The organism is Natrinema salifodinae, assembly GCF_900110455.1.
In the GTDB taxonomy this organism is placed as follows: domain Archaea; phylum Halobacteriota; class Halobacteria; order Halobacteriales; family Natrialbaceae; genus Natrinema; species Natrinema salifodinae.
The window spans coordinates 315,575-339,344 of sequence record NZ_FOIS01000003.1 but is presented as its reverse complement, the minus strand read 5'-3'; the positions used below and the strand labels follow the sequence as shown (position 1 = coordinate 339,344).

Genomic DNA, 23,770 nt, shown 5'->3' with positions numbered 1-23,770 from the left:
CGGAAACCCGTTCGCCGTCGTCTCCGGGCCACCGATCCGTCGCGCGCCGTCCGGGCCGAACGAGGACGCCGATGCCGCGGGCGACGCCGGTCGGTTCCACACCGCTTATTTCGGTTCGGTGCGCTCGTTCGGGCAATGACGAACCAGGCACTCATCGACGCCCTGCGCGACGCCGACGCGGTCGAGTTCGGCGAGTTCGAGCTCTCCCACGGCGGGACCAGCGAGTACTACGTCGACAAGTACCTCTTCGAGACCGATCCCGAGTGTCTCGAGTTGATCGCCGAGGCCTTCGCCGAGCGAGTCGACGCGGACGACAAGCTCGGCGGCGTCGCCTTAGGCGGCGTGCCCCTCGCCGCGGCCGCCAGCGTCGCGGCCGGCGTCCCCTACGTCATCGCGCGCAAGCAGCGCAAGGACTACGGCACCGCCAATCTGATCGAGGGCCGCCTCGAGGAGGGCGAGGAGGTCGTCGTCGTCGAGGACATCGTGACGACGGGGACCAGCCTGGTCGAGGCCGTCGAGGCGCTCCGGGACGCGGGCGCGACCGTCGAGCGCGCCCTGGTCGTCGTCGACCGCGAGGAGGGCGGCCGCGAGAACGTCGAAGAGGCAGGCATCGAGATGGAGTCGCTGGTGACGGCGAGCGAGCTGTTGGCGGATCGGAACTGAGGGAACTGCGCCGGCCGGTCTTCGGGCCGCTGACTGCTGACCGCTAAGCGCTACTGCCCGTAGGACTCGAACTTCTCGACGACCGTCTCGAGTTGCTCCTCCGAGAGCGTCGCCGGCTCGAGGCCGGCCGCCCGCGACTGGAGGTACAGCCTGGCGAGGCTCTCGACGTGGTGGGTGTTCTCGAGGGCGGTCGCGAGGTCGGGCGCGGTGACGACCAGGCCGTGGTTCTCGACGAGCGACGCCGTCGCGTCGGCGTCGTCCATCGCTGTTACGATGTTCTCGGCGAGCGCGTCGGTCCCGTAGGGGGCGTACTCGGCGACAGGCACGCGCTTGCCGACCGCGACGATCATGTAGTGGATCGGCGGGAGCGTTTCGCGGGCGACCGCCAGCGTCGTCGCCCACGGCGAGTGGGTGTGGACGATCGCGCCGACGTCCTCCCGGCGGTAGATGGCGCTGTGCATCGGCACCTCGCTGCTGGGGGCCATCTCGCCGTCCAACTGCTCGCCGTCGGTCCCGACGATCGGGACGTCCTCGGCGTCGAACCCGTCGTACGGAACCCCGGTCGGCGTGACCGCGAAGGCGTCGCCGTCGCGCCCGTCGCGGACGCTCAGGTTCCCCGTTCGGCCCGGCGTCAGCGCCGCCAGGTCCGGCGCGCGCTCGACCACCGCCTGGCGTTGGTCCTCGAGGATCATCGGATCACCTCCAGCACGTCGCGGAAGGAATCGATTCGGTGATCCGGTTTGCGGTGGCTTTCGAGAGTCGGATCCGCGCTAGCAGGATCGTCACCGCCGCTATCGGCGTCGCCGTCGCCGTTGAACAGGACCGTCTCGATGCCGACGGCGTTCGCTCCCTCGATATCCGAGCGGATCGAGTTGCCCACCATCACCGTTTCCGAGGGGCGTCGATCGAGTCGCGCCAGCGGGTGCGTGAACATCAGCGAGGCGGGTTTCTCGCGGCCCAACTCCTCGGAGGTCACGAGCAGATCGACGTACTCGTCGAGACCCATCGCGTCGAGTTTCTCGAGTTGGATCCGCGTCGTGAGGTTGGTCACGATCGCGACGTCGACGTCCCGATCGGCGAGCGTCGCGAACGTCTCCGTGACGCCCGGAAACGGTTCGAGTTCGTCGACAAAGGCGGCCCAGTAGGCCTCGCCCATCGCCAGCGCGTCGCCGGATCGATGCGTGCCCGCGTGGCGCTCGAGGGCCCGCTTGAAGTAGAGGAACCGGTCGTGACTGGCTGCCGTCTCCGCCGCGTCGCGTTTCACGTCCCGGCGCCCCTCCCGGTAGAACGCGTCGAACGCCTCGCGGTCGAAGTCGTACCCCAATTCGCGGGCGGTCCGCCAGGCGGCCTCCTTGCCCGCCTCGTTGCAGGGCGGGTACGGGTAGCACGTATCGTCGAGGTCGAAGAGGACGGCGTCGACTGCCATCGCCATAGCGTACCCGTTCACGGGCAGCGAAAAACCAGTATCGGTCATCCCGGCTGCTCGAGTCGTTGACGCCGGTTGCGGTCGATCCGCCCCGCCCTTGATCGATATCTGGATCGCGGCCACGCCGCCGGACGACCGGTTTCGACCGTTCGCGGACCATCACAACGCTTTTATCCCAATCGAGACTACGCGTAGCCACGATGGTAGGTGTCCGTTTTACACGCCGGGCTCGTGCCCGCTTCTAACTCACACCTACCGTTTGTTGCGTCGGCGCTGATCGACCGGCAAACGGTGAGACCGGCCCGCGCGACGACGGACGCGCCACCGGCGTTTTCCACGCAGTTACAACACCCACACTAGCCACAGCCATGTCAGAATCAGATTCACGAGCGGACGAACGGATCGCGGTCGTACTACCGGACGGCTCGGAACTCGAGGTCGACGCGGACGCGACCGTCGAGGACTGCGCCTACGAGATCGGGCCGGGCCTCGGCAGCGACACGGTCGCCGGCAAGCTCGACGGCGAGCTCGTCGCGAAAGAGGAGCCGGTCTACGACGGCGTCGAACTCGAGATCATCACCGACGGCTCCGAGGAGTACCTCGAGGTCATGCGCCACTCCGCGGCCCATTGCCTCGCCCAGGCCGTCGAGCGCCACTACGACGACGTCGACCTCGCGATCGGCCCGCCGACGGACGAAGGGTTCTACTACGACTTCGACAACTTAGACGTCGACGAGGAGGACCTCGCGGCCCTCGAAGACGAGATCGAGGAGATCATCGCGGCCGACTACGACATCGAACGCGAGGACGTCTCGATCGAGGAGGCCGAGGAACGCCTGGCCGACGAGCCCTACAAGCTCGAACTCTTAGAGGAGTTCGCCGACGAGAACGACACCGTCTCCTTCTACACGCAGGGCGAGTGGGAGGACCTCTGTGCCGGCCCCCACGTCGACTCGACGGGCGAGATCGGCGCCGTCGAACTGCTGGAGATCGCCGGCGCCTACTGGCGCGGCAACGAGGAGAACCCGATGCAGACCCGGATCTACGGGACGGCCTTCGACGACGAGAGCGACCTCGAGGACTTCTTAGAGCGCAAGCGCGAGGCCGAGAAGCGCGACCACCGCCGGATCGGCAACGAGATGAACCTCTTCTCGATCCAGGACGTCACCGGCCCCGGACTGCCGCTGTATCACCCGCCGGGGAAGACGGTCCTCAAGGAACTCGAGGGCTTCGTCGAGGACTTAAACGAGGACGCGGGCTACGACTACGTCGAGACGCCCCACGTCTTCAAGACGGACCTCTGGCACCGCTCGGGTCACTACGAGAACTACGCCGACGACATGTTCATCTTCGACGTCGGCGACGACGAGTTCGGCCTGAAGCCGATGAACTGTCCCGGCCACGCCGCCATCTTCCAGGATCAGTCCTGGAGCTACCGCGACATGCCGATCCGCTACGCGGAGAACGGCAAGGTCTATCGGAAGGAACAGCGCGGCGAGCTCTCCGGCCTCTCGCGGGTCTGGGCGTTCACCATCGACGACGGCCACCTGTTCGTCCGGCCCGACCAGATCGAGTCGGAGGTCGAGCAGATCATGGACATGATCACGGACGTCTTAGAGACGTTCGATCTCGAGTACGAGATGGCCCTCGCGACCCGCCCCGAGAAGTCGGTCGGCTCCGACGAGATCTGGGAGAAGGCCGAGTCCCAACTCGAGAGCGTCCTCGAAGCCCGCGACCTCGACTACGAGGTCGAGGAGGGCGACGGCGCGTTCTACGGGCCGAAGATCGACTTCGCGTTCGAGGACGCGATCGGGCGCGACTGGGACGGCCCGACGGTCCAGCTGGACTTCAACATGCCCGAGCGGTTCGACCTCTCCTACGTGGGCGAGGACAACGAGGAACACCGCCCCGTCATGATCCACCGCGCGCTGTACGGCAGCTACGAGCGGTTCTTCATGATGCTCATCGAGCACTACGAGGGCCGGTTCCCGCTCTGGCTCGCGCCCGAACAGGTCCGCGTGCTGCCGATCTCCGACGACAACCTCGACTACGCTTACGAGATCGCCGCGGAGTTCGACGACTTCCGCGTGGAGGTCGACGACCGCGACTCCACGCTCGAACGGAAGATCCGCGCGGCCCACGACGATCGGGTCCCCTACCAGATCATCGTCGGCGACAACGAGGAGGAGGCCGGCAACATCTCGGTCCGCGACCGCTTCGAAGACCAGGAGTACGACGTCGAGATCGACGCGTTCAAAGATCACCTCGCGGCCGAACGCGACGAGCAGCGGACGGACCCCGACTTCCTGCAGGACTGAGCGCGGTCGGGTTTCGACCGCTGTCCGTTCCCGCCCTCATCCCGTCTCCGCCCCCGTTCCCGCGAGCACGAGGGCTCGCCGTCGCGACGACAAGATATTCATCTAACATCTCGAAACTGATCGTATGTCCGCCCTCCACACGACGAGACGCGCACTGCTCAGGGCAGGGACCGCGTCGACCGGCGTCCTCATTGCCGGCTGTGCCGGCGGTTCGAACGCCGACGGTTCGGACCGCGCGGACCCGACGGAACGGGTAACCGATCCCGAGACCGTCTCGATCCGCGGAAGCACCGACGCACCTATCGTTCGGAAGACGGGTCCCGACACCGACCGGGACGCCGACGGTATCTTCGTCCTGAGAGAAGCGGCGGACGCCGACGCGCTCGCGTACGACCGCGATTCCGACGGCGCCGACGACGTCGACGACCTGCTCGCGGAGACGGAGTTCGACGACGAGTCGGTGATCGTCTACCAGGACCACGTCGACGGGTGTTACGAACGGCGGCTCGAATACGTTGAGAGCGGTACCGCGACGGTCGAACTCCAGTTCTGTCGCGTCGAACGAGACGCGGTGGTCACATGCGAGCGCGACCGCAAACAGGTGCAAGCGACGTTCGTCAGAGCGCCGTTCGCCGACGACTCCGAACCGACTCGCCGGAGCGTCGGCGTGCGCTCATCGTGCGGAACGAGCCTCGAAACCGACGGTAACGGAACCGTTGCGGGTGGCGAATGACGGTTCGTGCAGGACTCGAAGCGTAGTCACTTCGACGCAGTCGGTGCGTCGCGGTCGACGAGCGCGCGGACCGTCCGTCGGCCGAGAAAGCGCGGCACCCGATCGGCGTACCGCTCGTAGTCGTCGCCGTACCGCTCGCGAAGCCAGGGTTCCTCGGCGAACGGCAGTGCGAGCCACCAGGCCAGGTAGATCGCACAGACGACGGCCACCAGCGCGGAGTTCGCCACCAGCGCGAAGCCGATCGTCGCGGCGACGTAGCCGACGTATTGGGGGTTTCGGGAGTAGCGGTACCAGCCGCCGGTCCGCAGCTCGCCGGCGAGCCCTTTCGTCTCCTCGACGCCCAGATCGAGTCCGGCGGCGATCGCGACGGCGTAGCCGGCGACGAACAGCGCCGCGCCGGCGACGAGCGAGGGACCCCGCGGCAGGCCGAGCCCGTTCCAGTCCAGGGAGGTGAGAGCGAGCACCACGACGTTGAGCCCGTGCGAAATGCTCCAGTGGGTATAGTATTGCCAGTCCCGCTCGCCTGGCGGCCAGTAGTCGACCAGGCCGAGCGCACTGGCAACGATTCCGGCCAGATTAGTCAGGCCGAGGCCGACGCCGGCGGCGAACGCCGCGAGCGTCGCGGCGTCGCTCATCGTCTCACCACCGGCCGGCCGGAGATCGCTGTCGGCGCTTCTGTACCGACTGGTTCGAACAATACTGCGTCGAGACGGGCGGTCGCGAGTCGGCGCGATCGGTGAACCATACGTATCTGTCGGGGGTGGATCGCCGTGTGAATTGTCGCGGACGGACTAGTCAATTTATAAGGGTATGGCCGTCGTCACGTTCGGCACCGACCGATCGCCGATGAAGTACCTCGACGTGCGCCTCTCCCAGCCCGACCGCATGCTCCATCCCATGCAGCGGTTCATCCGCGAGGGGGACGCGGTCCGGTACGAGGAGCTCCGGGCCTGGAACATCGCCGCGCCCGCGGACGGCCTCGAGTACGAACTGTTCTACGCCGAGGCCGACCGCGACGCGTACGTCGACGCCATCGAGGCCGTCGACTCCGTTCGGTGGTACGATCTCACGCCGATCGACGACGGCTCGTTTTACGTCTACATCTGTCAGGAGACCCGTCCGGAAGACGTCCGCTGGCGCCGGGCGTTCGCCGCTCTGAACCTCGTCGTCGTGCCGCCGGTGGTCTACGACGCCGAGGCCGCGTTCGAGATGACCGTCGTCGGCGCCGGCGAGGACCTGCGGGCGATGCTCGACGGCCTTCCCGACGCCATCGACGTCACCGTCCGGGCGATCGGCGAGTACGATCGCCGCCACGCGCCGGTAAGCGGCGAGCTCACCGAGCGCCAGCTCGAGGCCGTCGCGGCCGCGGTCGACGTCGGTTACTACGAGATCCCGCGTGAGGGCGGCGTCAGCGCCGTCGCCGACGAATTGGACTGCGCACCGAGCACCGCCGCGACGCTCCTCCAGAAGGCACAGGCCCGAGTCATGCGTCGCCTGGTCCGCCGACGCGGACGTAGCAGCGCTCGCGCCCAGTCCGGAAACGAGCCGTTCTCGGACGAGTAACGAACAGAGCGGGCGTGGTCCGCGGTGAGCGAACGCGCACGTCCGCGCGGTGCGACCACGTTCGTGGTTATCATGCGGAGAATTCCGATCGTAATACCCATAGTTGTGGAATCGTGCATATCGGTATGAACCGCGCCGAGAAAGCGGCCCTCCAACTGCGGGCCGTCGACGTGTTGCGAATGCTCAAGGAGACGCGGACCTACGACGAACTCGCCGAGACGACGGGACTCCCGGCGGGCGACCTCAACCGGTACGTCAACGGCCACGTTCTCCCCGGTACCGACCGCGCCCGCGAGGTCGTCGAGGAACTCGGTCGGGAAGCCTTAGCCAAGGAACTCGACGCGCGCATCCGAGTCGACGACGAGGGGTACGTCGACAACTCCGCGACCGTCTTCGACCAGCCGTTCCTCGACCTGGTCGCCCCGGTCGTTGCCAACGGATTCGACTTCGATCGCCCGGACGTCGTGCTCACCGCCGCAACCGACGGGATCACGCTCGCGGCGTCGCTCGCGAGCTACTACGGCGTCCGCTGTGCCTACGCGAAAAAGCGCAAGGAGACCGCCGTCGAGGAGTTCATCGAGGCGCGCCAGCGGCTCCAGTCGGGGATCGAACTCACCTACTACCTGCCCGCCTCGGCCATCGATCCGGGCGAGTCGGTTCTGGTCGTCGACGATCTCATCCGCTCGGGCGAGACTCAGGAACTCCTGTTGGACATCGCCCACACCGCCGAGGCCGACGTGGCCGGCGTCTTCGCACTCATCGCGGCCGGCGAGGACGGAATCGAACGCGCGCGCGAACGCACCGACGCACCGATCGGCGCGCTCACGAGCGTCTGACCGACCAGGCCGATCGCGAACCGACTACGGGCCGAAACCGGAGGGAAACGCTCGTATCCAGTCGCGGTCCGACCCGAAGCGAGTCGGCCGCCGCTCGATCGGCGATGATCGTACTGCGCAGATCGTGCCACCCTTTACCACATTATTAATCATTAGGTTTATGGCGGTCCCGACGGTTTGTGGTGGTACGCCCATGACGGAGACAGTCATCCTCGGCGTGATCGGTTCCGACGCCCACGTCGTCGGGATCACCATCCTCGAACAGGCGCTTGAGGCAGCCGGCTTCGACGTCGTCAACCTGGGTGTCCAGACCTCCCAAGACGAGTTCGTCGACGCCGCGTCCGCCACCGACGCCGAGGCCGTACTCGTTTCGTCGCTCTACGGCCACGCCAAACAGGACTGCGAAGGATTCCACCGGCGGCTCGCCGAGGCCGACCTCGACGTCACGACCTACATCGGCGGCAACCTCGCCGTCGGCCAGGACGACTTCGGGGAAACCCGTCAGTTCTTCCGCGAGCTGGGATTCGACCGCGTCTTCGACTCCGAGACCGACCCTGCGGAGGCCATCGAGGCCCTGAAAGCCGATCTGGACCTGCACTCGACCGAGACCGAGCGGGAGAGCCGGTCCGTCTCCGCGTAAGCGTCGCTGCCCGGTTTTCGCGGTCCGTATCGCCCTACCGCCAAGTGCCGGTCATCGCCATCGCTATCGCCATCGGCGTCGCCGTCGCTTCCAGTGTAGCGTCTCGAATAGTGATCGATCAGCGGACGATCGTCACCGGTACCGGTGACCGGCGGGCGACCGTCTCGGCGACGCTGCCGAGTAGAATGCGGCTCGCGCCCGTCCGGCCGTGGCTGCCGACGACGATGTGATCGATGTCGTGTTCGGCCGCGTAGTCGACGATCGAACGCGAGACGCCGCCGACGACGTGGTCCGTTTCGATCTCGACGCCGTGCTCGGCGGCCTGGTCGCGCGTGGTCTCGAGGATTTCGTCGGCCCGCTCCTCGTGGTGATCCTGGATCTCGTCGTAGTTGGCCATCGCGGTGCCTTCGACGCCGCTGACCGCGTAGAAATCGCCCGGATCGAGGACGTGGATCGCGGTGATCGTCGCCTCCGGGTACTCCGTGCAGGCGAACTCGATGGCCTCAGTCGATCGGTCCGAGTCGTCGACCGCCACGAGGACGTGCTGTGCCATGCGTGACGGTACACCGTCCGGCGGAATAAGTCTCCCTGCCGTCTCGAACGAAACAGAGTGCCGATTCGGCGAGGACTCGGCCGGCTGGCGCTCGAATCAGGTTGACGGTTGAATCCGGTCGATCGACCCGACCGAGCGCACGGTCTGACCGATCGGGGGGTGATGTTCTGGGGACGTAGCAGAGGGACGAACCGGTGAATAGCCCACGGAGCGGCCGCTTGCGCTCACGAACTCGGTCCAATAAAAATCGACGTAAAACCGTCTGCGACGACTGCGACGACTGCGGAGCGTTACTTGGCGCGACCGCGACCGCCGGTGTTGGACGGACGGACCTTCTCGGCGCCCTTGCCGCGGTTGTTGAGACCGCGGTTGTTCTTCCCGGCGTTGGTGAGCCCGCGGAACGCGCGGTTCGTGTGCGCGTCGTCGCAGATCCAGTTGAGGTCGTCGTCGTTCTGGATGGCGGGGTGGTTCGGATCCACGAGGATCACTTCGAACCACTTCTGGCTGCCATCTTCACCGACCCAGTAGCTGTTGAGCACGCGCAGGTTGGGGTACTTCCGGGAGACGCGCTCCTCGCCGATGCGCTGGATGTTCTTGCGCCGCCCGATGCGGTTGACACCCTGGCGCTTCGAGCGCCGACCGGCCTTGAAGCGGCGCTTCCGGGCCGTCCCTTTGCGGACGGACACGCGAGCGACGACGATGCCCTGTTTGGCCTTGTAGCCGAGTTCGCGCGCCTTGTCCAGTCGCGTCGGGCGCTCGATCCGCTCGATCGCGCCCTGATCGCGCCATTCCTGCTTTCGCTGCCACTGCAGTTCCCCGAGCTTGCCGTCGTCGGGGTCCTTCCACGCTTCCTTGATGTGGGAGTAGAAGCTTTCTGCCATGTATTATCACTCGCGGGCGTTTCCTGGTTCAATCCTGACCGGGGCCGGCGCCCCGCGGATCACATCCCGACCTGTGACGCGGCGTCGTACAGGTGCCCGCTGATGCCCGCGAACCAGCGAGTCTACCGGACCTACCCAACTCTCGAGTATAAGGGCTTCGAACGACGCCGACGGTAACGCGGTGCTTGCGTCCGAGTTCGATGGGTGTTCTCGCCGCGCGAGCGCGTCCCGACGATCGCGCCGCCTGGCTGACCCGTTCGAGATCGGTTATCGACGCCGTTTTCAACAGATTCGAACCCGACAACCACAATATTTTTAAATTCGTTCATTGAGGAATATTCCGGATACGCATATGATGCAACCATTGGAGTTATCGAACACTAATAGGCGGCAACCGACGGTCAATAGTCGATCGGACGGGACAGCGCACAGGACGGTACCGGACGCACCGGCGGTTGCTTCGAAGATCGATGAGTAACGACAATCCCGCTTCCCGATCGACGCGCCGACGGGTCCTCGAAGCGGTCGGCACCGGCATCGCCGGTACCGTCGCCTTCTCCGGAACGGGCGCAGCGCTCGATCGCGAACTCGTCGATGACGCGCTCGACGGACTGTTCACCGTCGGCGACACGCTCGTCGACGACGGCCTCGAAATCGAGAGCGATGCCCTTCAGGAGGTGGTGATCGTCTTCGAATCGCCCGCGGATCTCGTGCAACTCGAAACCCTCGACGTCGAGATTTCGTTCGGGTTCGACGAGCTTCCGATCGGCTACGCCATACTTCCGGGTTCGCTCATCGAGACCGTCGCGAGTTGGGACGCGGTCCGATACGTCTCCACGAACTACGAACTCGAGTACTTCAACGCCGACGCCCGTCAGGCGACGAACGCCGATGCGATCCAGGCTGGGGATGGGCTCGAGACGTCCTACACCGGCGAGAACGTCCACGTCGCCGTCATCGACTCGGGGGTCGACGGGGATCACCCTGATCTCGAGTCGAACCTCAACGCGAACTACCAGTACGTCGGCATCCCCGGTATTCAGGACGAACCCCTCTGGTGGCAGGACCTCGGCTCCGTCGACACCGACGCGAGCGGCCACGGGACCCACTGTTCGGGGAGCATCGCCGGGACCGGCGAGCGGAGCGACGGCGAGTACACCGGCATGGCTCCCGACGCCGACCTGACGGTGTACTCGGCGGGTGCGGGCGGACTGTTGATCGTGTACGTCGTCGCCGCGTACGACGATCTCCTTCGCCGGCAGCGCGAGGGCGAGCACGATATTCAGATCGTCTCGAACTCGTACGGATCGAGCGACGACCAGGCGTTCGTTCCGGACGACCCGGTCAACGTCGCGACCTGGCACGCCCACGAGGAGGGCATCCTCCCGGTCTTCTCGGCCGGCAACAACGGCCCCGAGCAGGGGACCCTGAACCAGTACGCGACGGCCCCGCACGTCCTTGGCGTCGCGGCGACCGACGACGAGGGAACCGTCGCCGACTTCTCCTCGCGCGGGCGCCCGCAAGATGGTTCGTTCGACGCGGCCAACTACGATCGAGAAGCGGCCTACGAGAACCTCACCGCGTTCCACGAGGGTACCGAACCGGAGATCGACGGCCCGCTAGGCGTCTACCGGAACGGCGTCGCAGCCAAGGGCGCGGACGTGATGAGCACGCTCAACCCGCTCGATCCGTTGAACCTCATGGAATCAGACGGGGAAGAGTACTACGGCCTGGCGTCCGGAACCAGCATGTCCTGTCCCGTCACCGCCGGCTGCGCCGCGCTAGTCTACGACGCCGCCATCGAGCGCCACGGGGATGCGCCCGATCCGATGGACGTCCTCGTAACGCTCGAGGCGACTGCCGACGACGGGCGCGACGCGTCGTACACCGCCGAATCGGTCGGAGCGGGATACGTCGACGCCCATGCGGCCGTCGAACGAGCCGAAGCGGGCGACTTCGCGTCGTTCGACGAAATCGACATCGCGCCGGGTAGCGCCCAGCAGTAACTCCGCTCCCCTCCACTTTTTCTGACTGCCCGATTCCGAGGCGCGTCCGCCTGAGCCGCGACTACCGGAGTGCGGTCGATCGTCGAAGACCGGAGTTCCCTCCGAATGGTCCGGAGCAGTGAGACCGTTGCCGACGGCGAGTCGCCGTCATCTGCTCGCGCTCGGCGACACCACGGCAGTCGTCACGGTCTCCACACCCACGACCTCCCGTCCAGTACGACCCGCTCACTACTGCGCCTGGCGCACGAGGGAATCCACGGTCTCGAACTGGCCACCGAGTTTGATATATCGGTATGAGATTTATCCTCCGACACGGCAGTTATTCCGGCCGGCTGACGGAGAGCTACGTCACCGTGCTGGCGGTTCAATCGCTGAATTTGGGCCGCCGCCGTCGAACGCGCGGGCGGCGAGAAGAGCTGTGTGTCACCGCTGCTGGTGAGATACGGCGCTCAGACGATCGAGAATCGAGACGTGTCGCGGCCGGGTCGGTCGTTAGACGTAGGGTTCGATCGATTCGAACGACTCGTCCGCGATGGCCCGTGCGACATCGTCGGCGGCCAGGTCGTCGGGCACGTGCTGGGGGTACTTCCGGCGGAAGTAGCCGATCAGGTTGGTCACGTCTCGCTCGAGGAACTCGCTCGCGTTCTCGTGGTCGGTCGGAACCGCTTGCGGCCAGTCGAAGATCTTCACGCCCTCCTCGTCGACGAAGACGTTGTACTCGCTCATGTCGGCGTGGACGTACCCGTTCGCGTACGCGCGTGCGACTTCCGAGAGGAGCAACTCGAGGACCCCCAGCACTTGTTCGTCCTCGAGTTTGGTCCGCGAGAGTTCGACCCCGTCCATCTTCTCCATGACGATGGCGTGGCGGTTCTGGTCGATCGGCCGCGGGACCGCCACGTCGGGGTAGAGCTCCTCCAAGATGCCGTGTTCCCGTTCGGCGGCCTTTCGGGCGGTGTACATCCAGGAGACGTGCTCGTTGTCCGACGTGTAGTCGCGTTCCTTGTGGATCTCCCGGAAGTTCGTGTAGCCTTCGCGGTGGTACTTCAGCGCCAGCGGCTTGTACGAGCGGACCTCGTAGACGTCGCTCTCCTTGCCGACGCCCAGCGGCGAGCCAAATTCGGCGATCGTGTCCCGCTGGACGAGCGCTCGCAGCGCCAGGGCGTCGTAGCCCTCGAACTGGAGGGTATATCCCTCGTACTGGATGGTCTTCTTCTCGATCAGCCCGCGCTTGAGACAGCGTTCGAGCCGGTAATCAACCTCCTCCTCGGTCAGGTCGGAGAACTTCGGGAGCTTCTCCCGCTGGACCCACTCGGAGAAGCGCATCCCCTGTTCGACCCCCGAGAGGAGATAGAAGTCCTCCGCCTCGAGTTCCGGGAGCAACCCGGCGACGTTTCGCACCATACGACGGGATAGCCGGCGTATACGTAAAAACGGCGTGACGCCCGGCGGCACCGCGGGACCGCCCTCGTTTCTCGTCGCCGGCGACGTGGCCGCCATCGAGCGCTAACGGCGGGGACTCATCGCCGTCGGACCGGTTGGGAACCAATTCGAACGCACACGGCCGTCCGAATGACCGAATGAACCACATATAGATATACGAAATCCGTCGTTCGGCGGAATCACTTTCCCCCTCGCCGATGTGTGCTCGTCTATGACCAGCCTGGCAGATCGGGACTGGCGGTTGATCCGGGACGACCCCCGGGACGGCGCGACGCAGATGGCGATCGAGGAAGTCGCCGCCGAGACGGCGCTCGAGGACGACCTACGGACCGTCCGCGTCTACTCGTGGGAGCCGAGCACACTCTCGCTGGGGTATCGCCAGGCGGCCGACACCGTCGACTGGGAGTTCTGCGAGCGGGAGGGGATCGACGTCACGCGCCGCCAGACCGGCGGCGGCGGGATTTACCACGACCGCTATGCCGATATCTCGTACACGATTGTGGCCCCGGCCGACGAGGTCCCTGGAAACCTGATGGCGTGCTACGAACTGTTCTGCGAGCCGATTTTGGCGGCGTTCGACCGGATGGGCGTCGACGCCGCCTTCGCGTCGGCCGAGCAGGACGCGATCTATCAGCCCTCGTGCTACCTGCGCGATATCAATCCGGCCCACGACATCGTCGCGCCCGCTTCGGCGGGCGCAGATGCTGGGAAGATCAGCGGCAACGCCCAGTACCGCCAACGGGACGTCGTCATCCAGCACGGTTCGATCAGCTACGATCTCGAACCCCGGAAACACGCCGGGGTGTTCGACACCGACCTCGACGAGTCGACGTTCACCGACCGCGTGACGAGTATCCGCGAACAGGCGGGGATCGATCGATCGGAAGCGGTCGATGCGATCGCGAATTCGTTACAGGACTGGTGTGACGCCGAGGAGTCGGCCTGGCGCGACGACGAACTCGAAGCCGCCCGCGACCTGGCCGATCGGAAGTTCGGGTCCGACGCGTGGGTCCGCGATCGCGAGGTGCTCGAGGCGAGCGGACGGTAACGACGGAGCGCTCGCTCCCGCAGCGGTGCGGCTGCGGTGAGCCGAACGGCGAACGGATTCCGCATTCGAATGCACGGACGGTCGGGTCGCGGGTGCCCGATCGGCGTCCGAGGCGGCACTCGATCGAGCCGCTCCGTTATACCTATCACGGCCCGGTACTGACGGGAATCCATGACGATGAAGGTCGGCGCACACGTTTCGATTTCCGGCTCGCGGGTCTCCTCCGACGACGAGACGCCGCCGTACGACGACATTCGTAACGCGGTCCACCGTCAGGTCGCCTTCGGCGGCAACTGCGGGCAGATTTTCACCACCTCGCCGCAGGTCTGGCAACACCCCGAGATCAGCGACGAGGCCGCCGACGGCTTCCGGGCGGAGACCGACGAGCGACTCGACGGGCCGTGGGTGATCCACTCCGCCTACCTCGTGAACCTCTGTACCCCGAAGGACGATCTCCGCCGGAAGTCCAAGGAGAGCATGCAAGCGGAACTTGACGCCGCCGACAAGCTCGGAATTCCGTACGTAAACGTCCACCTCGGCGCGCATACGGGCGCCGGCGTCGAAGGCGGGCTCGACAACGCCGCGAGCGTCATCGACGAACTCGACGTCCCCGAGGACGTGACGATCCTCATCGAGTCCGACGCGGGCAGCGGGACGAAGCTGGGCGGCGAGTTCGAGCACCTGGCTGGGATCATCGACCGCACCGAGACCGACATCGGGATCTGTATCGACACCGCCCACACGCTGGTCGCGGGCAATGACCTCACGACGCCCGAAGCGGTCGATGAGACGGTCGGACGGTTCGACGACGAGGTCGGCCTGGAGTACCTCGAGTACATCCACCTCAACGACTCGAAACACGACGTCGGCACGCACAAGGACGAACACGCCCTCATCGGCGAAGGCTACATCGGCGAGGACGGCATGAAGGCGATCGTCAACCACCCCGACCTGCGGGACCTGCCGTTCGCGCTCGAGACGCCGACGGAGGACGGCCGCGGATTCGCATGGAACATCCGGAAGGTCAAGGAGCTCCGGGAGGAGTAGTCCCGGCGGTCTCCATTAGTTCGAGAAATCGACCCGTTTTTACTCGCGACCCCGTTAGTGCGGCCCGTGCGCGAGTTTTCCGAATCCTATCTCAGCCGGACCCGCGAGGGGATGTGGGACGACTCCCGCCTGGCCCTCGAGCCGCTGGCCCTCGAGTCTCGCGACCGGATCCTCGACGTCGGCTGCGGGACCGGCGAACTGAGCCGCGTCCTCGCCGCGGAGTCGCCTGGCGAGGTCGTTGGCTGCGACGCGGATCCGGCCCTGCTCGCGGCGGCGAGCGAGCACGTCCCGACCGTGGCCGGTGACGCCCTGCGGCTGCCGTTTGCGGACGACGCCTTCGATCTCGTGGTCTGTCAGGCGCTGCTGATCAACCTGCCCGAGCCCGCGGCCGCGGTGGCTGAGTTCGCGCGCGTCTCGACGGACCTGATCGCGGCCGTCGAACCCGACAACGCCGCGGTCGAGATCGACTCGAGCGTCGACGCCGAGGGCCGCCTCGAGCGCCGCGCGCGGCGGGCCTACCTCGACGGCGTAAACACCGACGTGGCCCTCGGGGCCGACGCCCGCGAGGCCTTCCAGAACGCGGGACTCGAGGTGCTCGAGACTCGTCAGTACGACCACGTCCGGACGGTCGAGCCGCCGTACGGCGAGGGCGCGCTGACGGCCGCCCGCCGCAAGGCCACCGGCGACGGCCTGGCCGACGACCGCGAGACGATGCTCGCCGGCGAGTTGACCGCGGGCGAGTACGACGACCTCCGGGGCGCCTGGCGCGAGATGGGCCGGGACGTGATCGAGCAGATGCGCGACCGCGAGTACCGCCGCGAGGAGGTTGTTCCGTTCTACGTGACCGTCGGTCGGGTTCCGGGGGCCGAGAGCGGATCCGGTATCGATTCCGGGGCTGAGTCGGGGGCCGAGACGGAGTCCTAATTGCGATCGGCGTCGCGACCGCCATACCAAAGGTATCACGCTACGAACAGTACATATGGCTGCGATCGAACTCGAGGGACTCACGAAGGACTACGGCGAGGTGCTCGCGAACGACGGCGTCACGTTCGACGTCGACCGCGGCGAGATCTTCGGCTACCTGGGCCCCAACGGCGCGGGAAAGACGACGACCATCCGGACGCTGCTGGGGTTTATCGCGCCGACCGCGGGAACCGCGCGGTTACTGGGCCACGAGGTGACCGACGAGGGGGAACTCCTCGAAGCGAAACGCCGGCTCGGCTACCTGCCAGACAGCCCGGCGTTCGACGAGACGGCGACTGGACGTGAGGTCCTCGACCTGCACGCGTCGATCAAGGGCGATCGGCGCAGCGACGAGTTGCTTGACCGCTTCGACCCGCCCGTCGACCGCGAGATCCGTGACTACTCCCGCGGAAACGTCCAGAAGTTGGGGCTCGTGACGACGTTCATGCACGATCCCGACCTGGTGATCTTGGACGAACCGACCAGCGGACTGGACCCGCTCCTCCAGCAGCGCTTCGCGGAGTTCCTGCGGGCCGAACGCGAGCGCGGCGTGACGGTGTTTTTCTCCTCGCACATCCTGAGCGAGGTGCGCCGGCTCTGCGATCGGGTCGGGATTATCCGGAACGGGCGGCTCGTCACGGTCGAACCCGTGGAATCGCTGCTCGACAGGAGCGGGAAAGTCGTTCGCCTGCGCGCCACGAAGCCGCTCCCGCGCGACGCCCTGGCGATCGACGGCGTCCACGACCTCGAAAGCGACGCCGACGCCGCCGGCGCTGGCGCTTCGGAGGGAGTCGCAGACGACGATGGGGGCGGAACAGAGACCGAAACCGGGACCGAAACGGAGCCGGAAGCAGGCGCGGGAACGAGAACGGCGACGGGCAGCGAGTACGCGTTCACGTTCACCGGCGACGTCAACGCCCTGCTCGATCGGCTTCGCGAGTACCGACTGCTCGACCTCTCGATCGAGGAAGCGCCGCTCGAGGACATCTTCATGCGGTTTTACGGCCAGGACGACGGCGACGAACGCAGGGTTCAAACCGACCGCCTGGCCGCCGGCGCCGACGCGCCGAATCCGACGGGCGACGAGGCGAGGGCCGACGCGGCCGACGAGCGGGGCCAGGCGGGTGAGGACGATGTTTGAACTGACCCGCTACGACGGCCGCCGGCGGATCCGGGGCAGCCTCTATCTCTCCGTGGGCCTCTCCCTGCTCGCCGCGATGGTCATCTGGGTCTATCCGTCGTTCCAGGCCGAGGTCGACCTTGACCAGTTGCTGGCCGCCTATCCGGAGCCGATCTTGCAGGTGATGGGCGTCCAGACGATGGCGAGCCTCGGCGGCTTCCTCGCCTTCGAACTCTACACCTTTGGGTGGATCATCCTGCTCGGCCTGTATCTGGCCTACAGCACGGCCGGGACGATCGCCGACGACGTCGACCGCGGGCGGATGGACGTCCTGCTGGCGATGCCGCTCTCCCGGACGCGTCTGGTCGGCGAACGGTTCGCCGCGATGGTCGTCCCGATCGTTGTCGCGAACCTCCTGCCGCCAATCGTCGTCTATGTCGGCGCCGAACTGATCGACGAATCCCTGAGCGCCGCGGACGTGCTCGCGGTCCACCTGCTCTCGATTCCCTACCTGTTCGCCTGCGCCGGGATCGGCCTGGTCGCGTCGGTCGCCGTCGACCGGGCGGGGATCGCTCAGCGGGTCGCCCTCGGCGTGACGTTCGCGCTGTTCCTGTCGGAGTCGCTGCTCTCCGGGACGGACGCCGAGGCCGTCGGCGCGATCGCGCCGATGCGGTACTACGATCCGAACGAGGTCCTCCTCGAGGGGACCTACGACCTCGCCGGCGCGGGGATCCTCGCGGCGATGACGGTGGTCCTCCTCGTCGCGAGCCAACTGTGGTTTCGGCGGCGCGATATCGGTTGACGGTGGCCGTCGGAGTTGCGGTATCGGCGCACTCAGCACGCTGTTGCGCCCGGTCGGTCCCATTGACCCGTTGCGCTCGAAACGAGACGCTACGGCGTCCCGTCAGTCGACGACTCGTCGTCCGGATACACCGTGTTCTCGACGAGCGTCCTGACGCCGCGGCGGAACCGCTCCGACGTCGCGTTCGGCGAGATTCCGAACCGCTCGCCGAGTTCCGCGAGCGAACACGAGCGGGGAATGTCGAGGTAACCGGCGTTGACGGCAGCGATCAGCGTTTCGCATTGGCGGTCGGTCAACCCAAACTGTGATCGGGGACGATTGCCGCCGTCGCCGTCCTCGCACTCGTGCAGTCGACGGAGTTCGACGGTCGACTCTTGCTCCCTGAAGAACGCGTGAAACCGTTCGACCGCCGCTTCATCGGGGAAGACGACGCGGAAGCGCCAGCCCTCGGCCGTCGCGGTCACCTCCCGTAAGACGCCGCCCTCGTCGATCACGAGCGGATAAACGCTCGCCTGCTGCCCCGCGGGCGTCAACTCGAATTGGTAGAGGCGGCGCCCGTCGAATTCGGCTACGGGAGACGGCGGCGTAACGGTCGGATCGTCCTCGAGTTCGTTCTCGAACGCCTCGAGATCGTCGCCCTCGACCCAGGCGAGCAATCGATGGTCGCCGTCCGCAGTGAGATCCGATCGCACCCACGTGAGTTCGATGTCAGGCGCGTGCGATAACGTCTCGCGGAGAATAGGATAATCCACCTGAAACGTAGTAAGTAGCATACTGGAGGTTCGTCGTCGTACGGATCGGGGTGTCTTGCCAGTTTTGACCTGCGCCTGAAACAGTCCGCCGCCTTACACATCGGCCCGAAAACGAATATAAAAGCCGTGAATATTTACGCATCGTAGCTATCCGACAGGACAGAGCATTGCCATCCAATGACAAACCGGAACGTGGACAGGGGCTCGGGAGTGACACGGGCGAACGCATCGTTCGAGATTCTGCGCGATCCCCATCGACGCTCCGTCTGCCGATACGTCAGCCGAACTGAGACGCCGATCGTCACCCGAGCGGAACTCGTCGACTACGTCGCCGAGCGGGCGTCGGACGCGGTCGAAACGGACGGGGAGACGGACCCACGCGTCGCCCGCCGACGCGTTGCGACGCAACTGCGCCACGTTCACCTGCCGAAACTCGACGATTTCGGCATCGTCGAATACGACCCCGATCGCGAAACGATCTCCGTCGATCGCGAGGCGCTAGCCACGCACCTCGAACGAGCACGGGGGGCCATCGCGGACCTGCAGGATCCGCTTTCCGAACAGTGAGACCACAACGACGGCGACACCACCGCCGATAGCGGCCGCGGCGACGCTCGCGATCGCGGCGTCAAACGACGTCACCGCGAACCGTCACGCCGTTCTGGCGCTCGCGCCAGGCGTGGAGTTCTCGGGCCGCCTGGTCGGCTTCGGCCTCGTCCATCCCGAGCATCTCGAGGGCGGCCGACAGCGTCGGGAGCGCGAGTTCGCTCTCCCGAAGCTTTCGAAACGCCTCGTCGCTGCGGGTGCCCTCGGCCCAGAGGCAAACTCCGCGGGGGTCGAGCAGTTGCGTGTAGTCCTCGCGGAGTTGCGCGCCTCGGAGTCGCTGGGTGACGTTGTCCTCGAACGGGGAGTTACAGACCTCGAGGTGAATCGGTTCGTCGTCGTCGAGGAGGTGGGCGGCGAGGCACCGCTCGGGCGCGGCGTGGCCGTTTTTGTTCGCTCGGAGGTACTCGGGATGCTCGCGGGCCCAGTCGCCCCGGACGGACTTGCCGACGCCCTCGACGCCGTGGGACTCGTGGAACCGCTCGTTCGGGTCCGCGGTCGCGTCCGACGTGTCTCTGTTTCCGTTTCCGTCGTCGTCCCCACCGCCACGCGCGGCCGGTTCGCTGTCGTCGCGTACGAGAATGTCCTTGGTGACGTACACGTCCAAGCGCTCGACGGGATCGAGCCCGAGCGCGACGTCGCCGAAGGCCCACACCTCACGGACGGGGACCGGCATCCGCTCGTCTTCGACGGTGTCGACGAGCCGCTCGAGGCGGTCGACCGCGTCACTGCGGTCAAATCCACTCATCGGTCGCCGTTGGGGCTCGACGCGCAAAGTCGTTTCTCAGTTCGCCCACCGCCGACGGGAACGGGGGCGCGATCATCGGCGAGCAATCAGTTCCGTCGGGCGTTCGGCCTCCTCTCCCCGTTCCCGGAGAGCCAGGGCGTCGATCTCGAACCGCGTGTCACGAGATCAGTTTTTTATCGCCGCCGAGCGAACGGAATCCTATGCGTCACCGGATCTTCAACGAGGACGGCGACGAGGAACTCGTCTTCGTCATGGGCTGGGGCAACCGCTGGACCCACGAGAACGTCAGCTGGCTCATCGGGCAGCTGACCGAGGCGGGCTACCGGGTCCACGCCTTCGAGCTCCCCACGAACATCGACGATTTCAAAGCTGACTGGCTCGAGCCAGTTGCCGAGTACGTTCGCGACCTCGACGGTTACCAGCTGCTGGGCCACAGCGCCGGCGCGCTCATCGCCCAGGCGTTAGACGGCGCGGACAACCACGTCTATCTGAGCCCGTGGTGGGGGTACGGCGACGAGTTCCCCAATCCGGTATTGGATGCGGTGTCGAAGCTTCCGACCGCGTTCCCCTGTCTGCCAGTCGGCGGCCTCGACCGGGCGGCCCTCGGCGAGCGCGCGACTGACCACCAGATCGCGACGACGCCCTCGTGGGTGTCGCCGGCGTTCGTCCGGGAGACGCGTCGGGCGCAAGAAGACCTGCTGACGATCGACCACGACGCCGTCGTCTTCTGCTCGCTTCGCGATCCCGTCATCAGCCTTCGACCGATCGGCGAGCGGGTCCCCGCCGAACACGTCGTCCTCTACAACGGCGGCCACGAACTGTTCTCGTCCGCAGTACGTGACCGGTACGTCGAGCTTCTGTTAGCCGTCCTCGAAGACGGGTCCGACGCCGTCGAGGACCGGCCGACGGTTCCGGCCTGATCCGGCCCGGTCTTCGGCGCCCGCGGTCGGCGGACGGCAGTTGGCAGTCGACAGTCGGCGTCGTCCGACCGCGGTCCGCGCATCGCAGAACGCGACGGACGAGCGCGTCGGACGGACCGCGACCGGGGAGACGAAACCGACATACGCGTCCGACGGCAAGCTGACCCGTAATGGACTGCAACCGGTGTGACGAGGAGGCGATCATGCACGCCGCCTACTCCGGGGCACACCTCTGTGCGGATCACTTCCGCGAGTCGGTCGAGAAGCGGGTTCGCCGCCGCGTCCGACGGGACGATCTGGTCCCCCAAGACGCGACGCCCGACGACCCCCAGACCTGGGTGATCGGCCTCTCCGGCGGTAAGGACAGCGTCGTTCTCACGCAGATCCTCCACGATACGTTCGCCGAGGATCCGCGCATCGAACTCGTCGGACTGACGATCCACGAGGGCATCGAAGGCTACCGGGACAAGTCGGTCGACGCCTGCGTCGAACTCTCCGAGGAGCTGGGCATTCGCCACGAACTGGTCAGCTACGAGGACGAATTCGACGTTCGGATGGACGACGTCGTCGAGGACGATCCCGAGAACATGGCCGCCTGCGCCTACTGCGGTGTCTTCCGGCGCGATCTGCTCTCGACGTACGCCGACGAACTCGACGCCGATCTCCTGCTGACGGGCCACAACTTGGACGACGAGGCCCAGACCGCCCTGATGAACTTCCTCGAAGGCGACGTCGAACAGATCGCCAAACACTTCGACGCCAGCCTCGGCCCCCTCTCGGAGCGCGAGGACCAGGAGGAGTTCGTTCCGCGCGCGAAACCGCTCCGGGACGTCCCCGAAAAGGAAGTCGCCCTCTACGCCCACGTCAACGACCTCCCCGCTCACATCACCGAGTGTCCCCACGCGAGCGAGGCCTACCGCGGCGAGATCCAACAACTGCTCTACGACTTAGAGGAGAACCACCCCGGGACTCGCCACTCGATTCTGTCCGGATACGAGGAGCTAGCCGCCATCACCGCCGAGGAATACAGCGGTGACGACGGTGCCGACCTCCGAGAATGCGCGCAGTGTGGCTCGACGACGACCCGAGAGATCTGTCGCAAGTGTTCGCTGCTCGAATCGCTCGCCTGAGCTCACACTGTCGTCGTTTGGCGGCCCGTCGCCCCCACCCCACATCGGAATCGTTTCTTCGTCGGGTGGCCAGGCGACCTGCGCCCGAGAGCGGGCGCGATGCCTGTGTTCGGTTACATCGATCTCGGAACCGGGCCACACGATCTCCTCGTATACGGTCGTAAACGGTCCTCTATCGTGTGATTTGGCCCGGGAAGTAGCGAGACGGGACATGGGAACGACTGTTCGAGTAGCTTCCGAGCCGAACCCGTGACAAATCGGTGCCGATCGTATCGACCGGCGAAGAAAACGAACGGCGACGCAGCCGGTGACCGGCCGTCGCGGTGTGGTGTGGTGTGTCAGTAGCGTGGTGGTGTGTCGTCTCGTGGGCCACCCGCCGCGTGCCGTCCTAGCGGATCACGTCGACGCCGTTCTGGCGTTCGACTTCCTCGCGGCCGCCGTCGCTCTGCGCGCCGAAACCGGAGCCCGCGTTCTCGACGTTGTTGCTCGCATCGAAATCGGTGTCGTTGAGCCCTTCGATGCTCGCGCGGGACTTATCGGCCTGTTTCTGGGTCGTCGGTCCGAGCACCTGCGCGCTCTGGACGCCGGTCATGATCGCCATGACGCGGACCTTGCCTTTGTAGTTCTCCTGGATACGGGCACCCCAGATGACGTTCGCCGAGGCCTCGAGGCGCTCGGTGATGTTGTCGGCGATACCCTCGGCCTCTTTCAGCGTGAGGTCCGGGCCGCCGGTGATGTGGACGAGTCCGCCGCTCGCGCCGCGGTAGTCGACGTCAAGCAGCGGGTGGTTCATCGCGTCCTTGACGACCTCGTCGGTCTTGTTCTTGTCCTGGGTCTCGCCGACCAGCATGACGGCGACGCCGCCCTGGTTCATGATCGTGGACATGTCGGCGTAGTCCAGGTTGATCAGCGAGGGCTGGGTAATCGTCTCCGAGATACCCTTGACGGTCTCAGCGATGATCTGGTCCATCACCGAGAACGCCTTGCCGATCGGCAGGTTCGGGACGTAATCGAGCAGGCGGTTGTTGTCGAGCACGATGATCGAGTCAGCCTGCTCGCGTAGCTTCTCGAGGCCTTCCTCGGCCTTGACCGTGCGGGCACGCTCGACATTGAACGGCGTCGAGACCATGCCGACGACGATCGCACCCTGCTCCTTGGCGATCTTCGAGACGACGGGGGCGGCACCCGTGCCGGTACCACCGCCCATCCCAGCGGTCACGAATACGAGGTCCGCATCGCCGAGTACCTCCTTGATCGTGCTCTGGGCCATCTCGGTCGCGCGTTCGCCCATCGACGGGTCGCCGCCGGCGCCGAGCCCGTTGGTGAGCGACTTGCCGACCAGGATCTTCGTGTCGGCCTCGATCATCTTGAGGTGCTGCTTGTCCGTGTTGATCGCCACGGTGTCGGCACCGTCGACGCCGATGTTATACAGCCGGTTGATGGTGTTGTTGCCCGCTCCGCCGCAACCGACGATAACGATCCGGGGGTCCCCGAACTCGTCCTCGTCCATCGAGACGTCCATCTCCCGGGCCTCTTCCTCTGCGTTCTCGAGGGCATCTTGAACGATATCCTGCATCG

At 66.1% G+C, this 23,770-nt stretch carries 24 protein-coding genes; 15 read left to right on the top strand and 9 right to left on the bottom strand.

Annotated elements, in window-relative coordinates; translation table 11 throughout:
* Positions 1-135: 135 nt before the first annotated feature.
* On the top strand, positions 136-663 hold the full coding sequence (gene pyrE, locus BMY29_RS11765; RefSeq protein WP_049988858.1) for an orotate phosphoribosyltransferase: 528 nt from the start codon (positions 136-138) through the stop codon (positions 661-663).
* 50 nt (positions 664-713) lie between these two features.
* On the opposite strand, the gene BMY29_RS11760 is transcribed toward pyrE, so the two are convergent.
* Both BMY29_RS11760 and BMY29_RS11755 read right to left on the bottom strand, forming a co-directional pair.
* Positions 714-1,355, bottom strand: a complete 642-nt coding sequence (locus BMY29_RS11760; RefSeq protein ID WP_049988857.1) for a ribulose-1-phosphate aldolase — start codon at positions 1,353-1,355, stop codon at positions 714-716.
* Positions 1,352-2,089 (bottom strand): ribulose-1,5-bisphosphate 5-phosphatase, encoded by a 738-nt coding sequence (locus tag BMY29_RS11755; protein ID WP_049988930.1) that lies wholly within the window; start codon positions 2,087-2,089, stop codon positions 1,352-1,354. Before BMY29_RS11755 ends, BMY29_RS11760 begins: the two co-directional genes overlap by 4 nt.
* Before the next feature lie 368 nt (positions 2,090-2,457).
* Between BMY29_RS11755 and thrS the strand changes: the two genes are divergently transcribed.
* Together thrS and BMY29_RS11745 are read left to right on the top strand one after the other, a co-directional pair.
* A complete protein-coding gene (gene thrS / locus BMY29_RS11750; protein ID WP_049988856.1) occupies positions 2,458-4,407 on the top strand; it encodes a threonine--tRNA ligase in 1,950 nt (649 codons plus the stop codon).
* A 124-nt stretch (positions 4,408-4,531) separates the two neighbouring features.
* A complete protein-coding gene (locus BMY29_RS11745; RefSeq protein ID WP_049988855.1) occupies positions 4,532-5,140 on the top strand; it encodes a hypothetical protein in 609 nt (202 codons plus the stop codon).
* 26 nt (positions 5,141-5,166) lie between these two features.
* Here BMY29_RS11745 and BMY29_RS11740 read toward each other — a convergent pair whose 3' ends face one another.
* Positions 5,167-5,775 (bottom strand): methyltransferase family protein, encoded by a 609-nt coding sequence (locus tag BMY29_RS11740; RefSeq protein ID WP_049988854.1) that lies wholly within the window; start codon positions 5,773-5,775, stop codon positions 5,167-5,169.
* 211 nt (positions 5,776-5,986) lie between these two features.
* Between BMY29_RS11740 and BMY29_RS11735 the strand changes: the two genes are divergently transcribed.
* From BMY29_RS11735 to glmS, 3 genes are all read left to right on the top strand, one after another.
* On the top strand, positions 5,987-6,703 hold the full coding sequence (locus BMY29_RS11735) for a helix-turn-helix domain-containing protein (protein WP_049988929.1): 717 nt from the start codon (positions 5,987-5,989) through the stop codon (positions 6,701-6,703).
* Between the two features lie 125 nt (positions 6,704-6,828).
* Entirely contained in the window at positions 6,829-7,539 is a 711-nt protein-coding gene (locus tag BMY29_RS11730) for a phosphoribosyltransferase family protein (RefSeq protein WP_049988853.1), read from the top strand.
* A gap of 193 nt (positions 7,540-7,732) precedes the next feature.
* Complete coding sequence (glmS, locus tag BMY29_RS11725) at positions 7,733-8,179, top strand: methylaspartate mutase subunit S (protein WP_049988852.1); 447 nt, start codon at positions 7,733-7,735, stop codon at positions 8,177-8,179.
* A 118-nt stretch (positions 8,180-8,297) separates the two neighbouring features.
* Here glmS and BMY29_RS11720 read toward each other — a convergent pair whose 3' ends face one another.
* Both BMY29_RS11720 and BMY29_RS11715 read right to left on the bottom strand, forming a co-directional pair.
* Positions 8,298-8,732 (bottom strand): universal stress protein, encoded by a 435-nt coding sequence (locus BMY29_RS11720; protein WP_049988851.1) that lies wholly within the window; start codon positions 8,730-8,732, stop codon positions 8,298-8,300.
* Positions 8,733-9,022: 290 nt separating this feature from the next.
* Positions 9,023-9,613: a 50S ribosomal protein L15e gene (locus tag BMY29_RS11715; RefSeq protein ID WP_049988850.1), complete on the bottom strand. Its 591-nt coding sequence runs from the start codon at positions 9,611-9,613 to the stop codon at positions 9,023-9,025.
* Between the two features lie 470 nt (positions 9,614-10,083).
* Between BMY29_RS11715 and BMY29_RS11710 the strand changes: the two genes are divergently transcribed.
* Positions 10,084-11,619 carry a S8 family peptidase gene (locus BMY29_RS11710; protein WP_049988849.1) on the top strand — a complete coding sequence of 512 codons (1,536 nt, stop codon included), beginning with the start codon at positions 10,084-10,086 and terminating at the stop codon, positions 11,617-11,619.
* Between the two features lie 492 nt (positions 11,620-12,111).
* On the opposite strand, the gene BMY29_RS11705 is transcribed toward BMY29_RS11710, so the two are convergent.
* A complete protein-coding gene (locus tag BMY29_RS11705; protein ID WP_049988848.1) occupies positions 12,112-13,020 on the bottom strand; it encodes a serine/threonine-protein kinase RIO2 in 909 nt (302 codons plus the stop codon).
* A gap of 250 nt (positions 13,021-13,270) precedes the next feature.
* Between BMY29_RS11705 and BMY29_RS11700 the strand changes: the two genes are divergently transcribed.
* From BMY29_RS11700 to BMY29_RS11680, 5 genes are all read left to right on the top strand, one after another.
* A complete protein-coding gene (locus BMY29_RS11700) occupies positions 13,271-14,107 on the top strand; it encodes a lipoate--protein ligase family protein (RefSeq protein ID WP_049988847.1) in 837 nt (278 codons plus the stop codon).
* Positions 14,108-14,284: 177 nt separating this feature from the next.
* Positions 14,285-15,154: a deoxyribonuclease IV gene (locus BMY29_RS11695; protein ID WP_049988928.1), complete on the top strand. Its 870-nt coding sequence runs from the start codon at positions 14,285-14,287 to the stop codon at positions 15,152-15,154.
* Between the two features lie 66 nt (positions 15,155-15,220).
* Entirely contained in the window at positions 15,221-16,078 is an 858-nt protein-coding gene (locus tag BMY29_RS11690; RefSeq protein WP_049988846.1) for a class I SAM-dependent methyltransferase, read from the top strand.
* 55 nt (positions 16,079-16,133) lie between these two features.
* Positions 16,134-17,258 carry an ABC transporter ATP-binding protein gene (locus tag BMY29_RS11685; protein WP_049988845.1) on the top strand — a complete coding sequence of 375 codons (1,125 nt, stop codon included), beginning with the start codon at positions 16,134-16,136 and terminating at the stop codon, positions 17,256-17,258.
* Positions 17,251-18,039, top strand: a complete 789-nt coding sequence (locus tag BMY29_RS11680) for an ABC transporter permease subunit (protein ID WP_049988844.1) — start codon at positions 17,251-17,253, stop codon at positions 18,037-18,039. Before BMY29_RS11685 ends, BMY29_RS11680 begins: the two co-directional genes overlap by 8 nt.
* A gap of 89 nt (positions 18,040-18,128) precedes the next feature.
* Here the strand turns inward: BMY29_RS11680 and BMY29_RS11675 are convergent, their stop codons facing one another.
* Positions 18,129-18,812 (bottom strand): helix-turn-helix domain-containing protein, encoded by a 684-nt coding sequence (locus tag BMY29_RS11675; protein WP_049988843.1) that lies wholly within the window; start codon positions 18,810-18,812, stop codon positions 18,129-18,131.
* A 189-nt stretch (positions 18,813-19,001) separates the two neighbouring features.
* Between BMY29_RS11675 and BMY29_RS11670 the strand changes: the two genes are divergently transcribed.
* Positions 19,002-19,358, top strand: coding sequence for a DUF7344 domain-containing protein (locus BMY29_RS11670; RefSeq protein ID WP_049988842.1), 357 nt, complete (start codon positions 19,002-19,004; stop codon positions 19,356-19,358).
* 61 nt (positions 19,359-19,419) lie between these two features.
* Here the strand turns inward: BMY29_RS11670 and BMY29_RS11665 are convergent, their stop codons facing one another.
* Entirely contained in the window at positions 19,420-20,142 is a 723-nt protein-coding gene (locus tag BMY29_RS11665) for a DUF7095 family protein (protein WP_049988841.1), read from the bottom strand.
* Positions 20,143-20,342: 200 nt separating this feature from the next.
* Here BMY29_RS11665 and BMY29_RS11660 point away from each other — a divergent pair, with 200 nt between their 5' ends.
* A complete protein-coding gene (locus tag BMY29_RS11660; protein WP_049988840.1) occupies positions 20,343-21,062 on the top strand; it encodes an alpha/beta fold hydrolase in 720 nt (239 codons plus the stop codon).
* A gap of 170 nt (positions 21,063-21,232) precedes the next feature.
* Positions 21,233-22,192 carry a tRNA 2-thiolation protein NcsA gene (gene ncsA, locus BMY29_RS11655; protein ID WP_049988839.1) on the top strand — a complete coding sequence of 320 codons (960 nt, stop codon included), beginning with the start codon at positions 21,233-21,235 and terminating at the stop codon, positions 22,190-22,192.
* 388 nt (positions 22,193-22,580) lie between these two features.
* Here the strand turns inward: ncsA and ftsZ are convergent, their stop codons facing one another.
* Entirely contained in the window at positions 22,581-23,768 is a 1,188-nt protein-coding gene (gene ftsZ, locus BMY29_RS11650) for a cell division protein FtsZ (RefSeq protein WP_049988838.1), read from the bottom strand.
* Positions 23,769-23,770: the final 2 nt, after the last annotated feature.

Coding starts and splice junctions, on each gene's coding strand:
- ftsZ (WP_049988838.1), bottom strand. CDS start 23,768: ATGCAGGATATCGTTCAAGATGCCCTCGAGAACGCAGAGGAAGAGGCC.
- BMY29_RS11705 (WP_049988848.1), bottom strand. CDS start 13,020: ATGGTGCGAAACGTCGCCGGGTTGCTCCCGGAACTCGAGGCGGAGGAC.
- BMY29_RS11720 (WP_049988851.1), bottom strand. CDS start 8,732: ATGGCACAGCACGTCCTCGTGGCGGTCGACGACTCGGACCGATCGACT.
- thrS (WP_049988856.1), top strand. CDS start 2,458: ATGTCAGAATCAGATTCACGAGCGGACGAACGGATCGCGGTCGTACTA.
- BMY29_RS11710 (WP_049988849.1), top strand. CDS start 10,084: ATGAGTAACGACAATCCCGCTTCCCGATCGACGCGCCGACGGGTCCTC.
- BMY29_RS11760 (WP_049988857.1), bottom strand. CDS start 1,355: ATGATCCTCGAGGACCAACGCCAGGCGGTGGTCGAGCGCGCGCCGGAC.
- pyrE (WP_049988858.1), top strand. CDS start 136: ATGACGAACCAGGCACTCATCGACGCCCTGCGCGACGCCGACGCGGTC.
- glmS (WP_049988852.1), top strand. CDS start 7,733: ATGACGGAGACAGTCATCCTCGGCGTGATCGGTTCCGACGCCCACGTC.
- ncsA (WP_049988839.1), top strand. CDS start 21,233: ATGGACTGCAACCGGTGTGACGAGGAGGCGATCATGCACGCCGCCTAC.
- BMY29_RS11665 (WP_049988841.1), bottom strand. CDS start 20,142: ATGAGTGGATTTGACCGCAGTGACGCGGTCGACCGCCTCGAGCGGCTC.
- BMY29_RS11755 (WP_049988930.1), bottom strand. CDS start 2,089: ATGGCAGTCGACGCCGTCCTCTTCGACCTCGACGATACGTGCTACCCG.
- BMY29_RS11695 (WP_049988928.1), top strand. CDS start 14,285: ATGAAGGTCGGCGCACACGTTTCGATTTCCGGCTCGCGGGTCTCCTCC.
- BMY29_RS11680 (WP_049988844.1), top strand. CDS start 17,251: ATGTTTGAACTGACCCGCTACGACGGCCGCCGGCGGATCCGGGGCAGC.
- BMY29_RS11675 (WP_049988843.1), bottom strand. CDS start 18,812: ATGCTACTTACTACGTTTCAGGTGGATTATCCTATTCTCCGCGAGACG.
- BMY29_RS11730 (WP_049988853.1), top strand. CDS start 6,829: ATGAACCGCGCCGAGAAAGCGGCCCTCCAACTGCGGGCCGTCGACGTG.
- BMY29_RS11735 (WP_049988929.1), top strand. CDS start 5,987: ATGAAGTACCTCGACGTGCGCCTCTCCCAGCCCGACCGCATGCTCCAT.
- BMY29_RS11700 (WP_049988847.1), top strand. CDS start 13,271: ATGACCAGCCTGGCAGATCGGGACTGGCGGTTGATCCGGGACGACCCC.
- BMY29_RS11745 (WP_049988855.1), top strand. CDS start 4,532: ATGTCCGCCCTCCACACGACGAGACGCGCACTGCTCAGGGCAGGGACC.
- BMY29_RS11685 (WP_049988845.1), top strand. CDS start 16,134: ATGGCTGCGATCGAACTCGAGGGACTCACGAAGGACTACGGCGAGGTG.
- BMY29_RS11740 (WP_049988854.1), bottom strand. CDS start 5,775: ATGAGCGACGCCGCGACGCTCGCGGCGTTCGCCGCCGGCGTCGGCCTC.
- BMY29_RS11715 (WP_049988850.1), bottom strand. CDS start 9,613: ATGGCAGAAAGCTTCTACTCCCACATCAAGGAAGCGTGGAAGGACCCC.
- BMY29_RS11660 (WP_049988840.1), top strand. CDS start 20,343: ATGCGTCACCGGATCTTCAACGAGGACGGCGACGAGGAACTCGTCTTC.